Here is a 4,884-nt window from a genome sequence, read left to right on the forward strand (position 1 = left end):
AGCAGCGCGCGCGCGGTGCGCTCTATCCAGTCCCGGGCGCGCCGGTTGATGTCGGCGGCGGACAAGCCCGCCGTTTCGATCACCGGCCCGATCACCACCCGCACCGTGCCGGGCCGTTTGATGAAGCCGTGGCGGGGCCAGTACAGCCCGGCGTTGTGGGCCACGGGCAGCACCGGGCAGCCACTGTGGGCGGCCAGGGCGGCGCCGCCGGCGGCGTAGCGGCCGGTCTGGCCCGGAGGCACGCGGGTCCCTTCGGGAAATACAATCACCCACCGTCCGGCCTCCAGGCGTTCTTGGCCGGTTTCCAAAAACTGGCGCAGGGCAGCGCGACCGGCGCTGCGGTCGATGGCGATAGGCTCCAGCAGGGCCAGGCCCCAGCCGAAGAAGGGGATGCGCAGCAGTTCCCGTTTCAGCAGCCAGGTCTGGGGCGGGAAGATGCCCTGGAAGATCAGGGTTTCCAGGGTGGACTGGTGCTTGGCCAGGACAATGGCAGGGCGCGCCGGCAGGTTTTCCAGCCCTTCCACCTGGTAGCTCAAGCCGCAAGTCAGTTTGAGCCACCACAGGTTCAGCCGCGACCAACTGGTGATGAAGCGGTAGCGGGCCCCATAGGGCAGGGGGTAGGTGAGCAGGCTCAATAGGGCGTAGACAACGGTAAAGCCCACCTGCCCCGCCGCGAACAAGGAAGAGCGCCAGATCGAGCCGGTCTCGGGGGCGGTCATGATTCCCGCCCTGCCCGTAGCAGGGCCGCCACGGCAGCGGCCAGATCGTCGAACACTGGCACGCCCTCCAAGCCTTCGCTCCGGGCCAGGGTGCGCTTCCCTTTGCCCGTGCGCACCAGGATGGGGGCGGCGCCCACGGCCCGGGCCGCCTGCACATCGCTCAGGCTGTCGCCAATAAAGGGCACGCCGTTTAAGTCGGTGTGCAGGCGCGTGGCGATTTGATGCAGCATGCCGGGCCGGGGTTTGCGACAGGCGCAGCCTTCATCCGGATGGTGGGGGCAGAAAAACACTTCTTCCACTTTGCCACCGGCCTGTGCCAGCGCGCGGTGCATTTTGTCGTGCATGCGCGCCAGGGTGGCGCGGTCAAAATAGCCCCGCGCCAGGCCCGACTGGTTGGAGGCCACCACCACCCGGTAGCCGGCCTGGTTTAATCTCGCAATGGCCGCCAGGCTGCCGGGAAGGGGGACCCATTCCTCGGGGGATTTGATGTAGTGGTCGGAGTCTTCGTTGATCACGCCGTCGCGATCCAGAATAACCAGCTTCATGGTGACACTTCACTGCGGGGGGGCAGACAAAAAACCGTATTGTACCGCGGCGGCGCGTGTCAGGGTGGCCCTCATTTCCTTATGGTGCGTTCAAGTTTCCGCCAAGCCCGCCGATAAGCTCAGCGAGAGACCCTGAAAGGGTCGCAAAGCGCAGTGCTGTAGCGACAGCACACAGACCAGCCTGAGGAGGGCGAGACCATGGACTTTTTAATGGAAGCCGTAGTCATTTCATTCATCATCGGTGCCATTGCCGGCGCGGTCGTTGCGATGCACCTGTCCCACCCCAAGAAAGCCAAGGCCGGAGACGCCAAGGAAGTCCTGGAGCCCTGACCTTCAGCGCAGCGTCACCAGTTCCTCGGCGCTAGTGGGATGGATCGCCACGGTATTGTCGAAGTCTGACTTGGTGGCCCCCATCTTGATCGCCACGGCAAAGCCCTGCAGCATTTCGTCGGCGCCGTGGCCGATCACATGACAGCCCACCACCCGTTCGTTTGAACCGACGGTGACCAGCTTCATTGCGGTGCGCGGCCGGCGCGCGCCCAGGGCGTGGTACATGGCCACAAAGCGGGTCTGATACACCTTGACAGCGTCACCGTGCAGGTCGCGCGCCTGGTCTTCCGTCAGGCCCACCGTGGCAAGGGGTGGATGGCCGAAGACCACCGTGGGAACGGTGTCGTAGTCCACCCGGGCGTCTGCCTGGCCCCCGAAAAGACGGTCCGCCAGGCGCCGCCCGGCGGCGATGGCCACCGGCGTGAGGGCCGTGCGGCCGGTGACATCGCCCACGGCGTAGACACCGCTTACGTTGGTGTTTTGGTAGGCGTCCGTGGTCACGGCCCCCGTCGCCATGGTTTCGATTCCCGCCGCCGCCAGGTTCAAGCCGTCTGAGTTGGGCGTGCGGCCGATGGCCCAGATCAGGGTGTCGAAACCGGTGGCGATCTGCTCGCCGTCGCAGTGGACGGCCAGTGCTCCTGCTTCCCGGGTGATGGCGCGGATTCTCGCCCCGGTGAACAGGTTGACGCCGGCCGCCTCCATGGCGTCCATCAGACCCTCGCGGAGCAGGGCGTCGAAGCGGCCCAGCAGATGATGGCGGCGTAAAAACATCGTCACCTGGGATCCCAAGCCGGCCAGCACGCCGGCAAGTTCCACCGCAATGTAGCCGGCGCCCACCACGGCCACGCGCCGGGGTTGCGCCTTGAGCGCGAAAAAACCGTCGGAATTGATGCCCAGCTCCGCGCCGGGCAGGGGCGGTGTGACGGGTCGCGCGCCGCTGGCAATGACGATGTGCTGCGCCGTGTAGCGCCCGCCGGCCACTTCCACGGTGTGCCCATCCACAAAACGGCCCCAGCCTTTGAGCAGGGTGACACCGTGGTCGTCCAGCCGGGTGGCGTATATTTCGTTGAGACGGGCCACATAGGCATCGCGCGCGGCTGCCAGGCCGGCCCAGTCGAAACCCTCATTGGAAATATCGAAGCCGTAGCCGCGGGCGTCCTCCACGGCATGGGCGAGCTGGGCGGCGTGCCACATGACTTTCTTGGGCACGCAGCCCATGTTGACGCAGGTGCCGCCCAAGGGCCGCGGTTCCACCACGGCGCAGCGCGCGCCGTACCGTGCTGCGCGCTGTGCCACCGCCAGCCCGCCGCTGCCACCGCCGATGGCAATGAGGTCAAAGTGGGTCATAATGAAAACTCCCGTTTAGGCCGATAAGCACACCCAAGGAACAAATTCGTCCCGCAAAAAGGAGAAGACCGGTGGACGTCACCCTCTACATCATACTTGCCCTGCTGGCGGCCGTGCTGGTTTACGCCGTCATCCTCTTCAACAATCTGGTCAGCCTGAAACACGCTGTGGCCAAGGCCTGGTCCAACATTGACGTGCTGCTCAAACAACGTCACGACGAACTGCCCAAGTTGGTCGAAACCTGCAAACAATACATGCAGTACGAACAAGACACCCTGGAACGGGTCATCGCCGCCCGCGGCGCCGTGGCCGCCGCCCGCGAAAAGGCCGATGTGGCCGCCCTGGGGCCGGCGGAAACCTTGCTGCGCGGTGGCCTGGGACAGTTGTTCGCCCTGGCGGAGTCTTATCCGGAACTCAAAGCCAACGAGAGTTTCCAGCATCTGGAGGCACGCATCACCGGCCTGGAAAACACCATTGCCGATCGCCGCGAACTCTACAACGAAAGCGTGAACAACAACAATGTGCGCATCGAGCAGTTTCCCGATGTGATTCTGGCGCGCCTGTTTAATTTCAAGCCCTTCGAGCTGTTGCAGTTCAGCGAGGAAGAAAAGCAAGACGTGGATGTCAAGGCGCTGTTTGCCTGAGCGGTGTCCATGTCTTCTGATGAACAACTGATTGTTGGCAGCATGGCGGCCATCGCCGCCGCCGTGAGCTTTGTGCTCGCCTTTGTCTATTTGCGCCGCGCCCGGCTGATTCAGGACACCCCCACTTCCAAAGTGCGCTCCGCCGCCCAGGGCTTTGTGGAGCTGCAGGGCCGCGCCGTCTTGCTGGGGGGCGAGCCCATCGTGGCGCCTTTGTCCCGTCTTCCTTGCGCCTGGTATGCCTTTCGCGTGGAACGGCGGGCCCATGGTGACCGCGGCCCCAAGTGGCGCGTGGTGGAGCGGGGCGTCAGCGATGCCTTGTTCGGGCTGGAGGACGAGACCGGCCGCTGTGTCATCGATCCGGAAGGTGCCGCCGTGACGCCTGCGCAAAAGGAAGTGTGGTACGGCGAGTTCGCGCGCCCCGTTCTGCCTCTGGCCAGCGAACAGGGTCTGCACGCCAGCTTCCGGGGCGAGTACCGCTACACCGAGGAGCGCATTCACGTTGATGACAATCTCTATGCCCTGGGATTTTTTCAGGCCACCGGCGGGGCGGCGGAACCGCTCAACTTGCGCGAGACCACGCGGGAACTGCTGGCGCAGTGGAAACGCGACCAGAGCGCTTTGCTGGCCCGCTTTGACCGCAATGGTGATGGTGCCATCGACCTGGAGGAATGGGACGAAGCGCGCCGTGCCGCCGCCGCCGAGGCCCGCGAACTGGCCGCCCGGCGCCTGCAGGAGCCGGCCGTGCCGGTGCTGAGCAAACCCGCCAACCGGCGCCAGCCGTTTTTGCTGTCCGTGCATTTGCAGCACGGTCTGGCCAGGCGTTACACCCTTTACGCCACTGCGGCCTTTGTGCTTTCGCTCCTGGCCGGTGGCGCGGCGGTATGGCTGCTGCCCGGCGCCTAGCGGCAATCAGCCAGGCGTGCATATTGGCGCCTGTGCCTTTGAGGTTGTCGGGCAAGGCAAGTTTCTCTTTCCCAACCGGGTGCAGGTCATCTATACGGTCGATTTCCCGCTGTCGCTGCCGCAGGTGCAAATCGATCCGCTTTACAACCACACGATCAACTCGGCTATGCTGGCAGGGGAACGGTCGAAGCTCTTGTGCCGCTGAAGTCCCCCCATGGAAAACATCCAGCTTGGTCTTGCTTACATCAATTCCAACTGCAATCCTTTCATTGAGCCTCATATCTGATCTCCCGTTCCTGCGGGGATACGGGCTCTTGGCCCAGGCAAGCGTTCGGGTTGTGGTCAGATGAGGGGGAGGCAGGCCGTGCTGCCACCAACGGTGCGATCGCCAACGCT

General features: G+C 64.6%; 6 protein-coding genes. 3 read left to right on the top strand and 3 right to left on the bottom strand.

From position 1 onward, the window contains the following. The 3 genes from ENJ19_10075 to gorA form a co-directional block, all read right to left on the bottom strand. Positions 1–719 (bottom strand): 1-acyl-sn-glycerol-3-phosphate acyltransferase (locus ENJ19_10075; GenBank protein ID HHM06071.1); only part of this gene is annotated, 719 nt, incomplete at its 3' end. Next, a complete protein-coding gene (gene gmhB / locus ENJ19_10080; GenBank protein ID HHM06072.1) occupies positions 716–1,264 on the bottom strand; it encodes a D-glycero-beta-D-manno-heptose 1,7-bisphosphate 7-phosphatase in 549 nt (182 codons plus the stop codon). The genes gmhB and ENJ19_10075, both read right to left, overlap by 4 nt. A gap of 333 nt (positions 1,265–1,597) precedes the next feature. Then, positions 1,598–2,941, bottom strand: coding sequence for a glutathione-disulfide reductase (gorA, locus tag ENJ19_10085; GenBank protein ID HHM06073.1), 1,344 nt, complete (start codon positions 2,939–2,941; stop codon positions 1,598–1,600). Between the two features lie 71 nt (positions 2,942–3,012). Between gorA and ENJ19_10090 the strand changes: the two genes are divergently transcribed. The 3 genes from ENJ19_10090 to ENJ19_10100 are packed head-to-tail and all read left to right on the top strand — an operon-like array spanning position 3,013 to position 4,693. Next, on the top strand, positions 3,013–3,585 hold the full coding sequence (locus tag ENJ19_10090) for a LemA family protein (protein ID HHM06074.1): 573 nt from the start codon (positions 3,013–3,015) through the stop codon (positions 3,583–3,585). A 9-nt stretch (positions 3,586–3,594) separates the two neighbouring features. Continuing rightward, positions 3,595–4,488, top strand: a complete 894-nt coding sequence (locus ENJ19_10095; protein HHM06075.1) for a hypothetical protein — start codon at positions 3,595–3,597, stop codon at positions 4,486–4,488. 16 nt (positions 4,489–4,504) lie between these two features. Continuing rightward, complete coding sequence (locus ENJ19_10100) at positions 4,505–4,693, top strand: hypothetical protein (GenBank protein HHM06076.1); 189 nt, start codon at positions 4,505–4,507, stop codon at positions 4,691–4,693. The last annotated feature ends 191 nt before the right edge of the window (positions 4,694–4,884 follow it).

The organism is Gammaproteobacteria bacterium (genome assembly GCA_011375345.1).
Lineage (GTDB): Bacteria > Pseudomonadota > Gammaproteobacteria > DRLM01 > DRLM01 > DRLM01.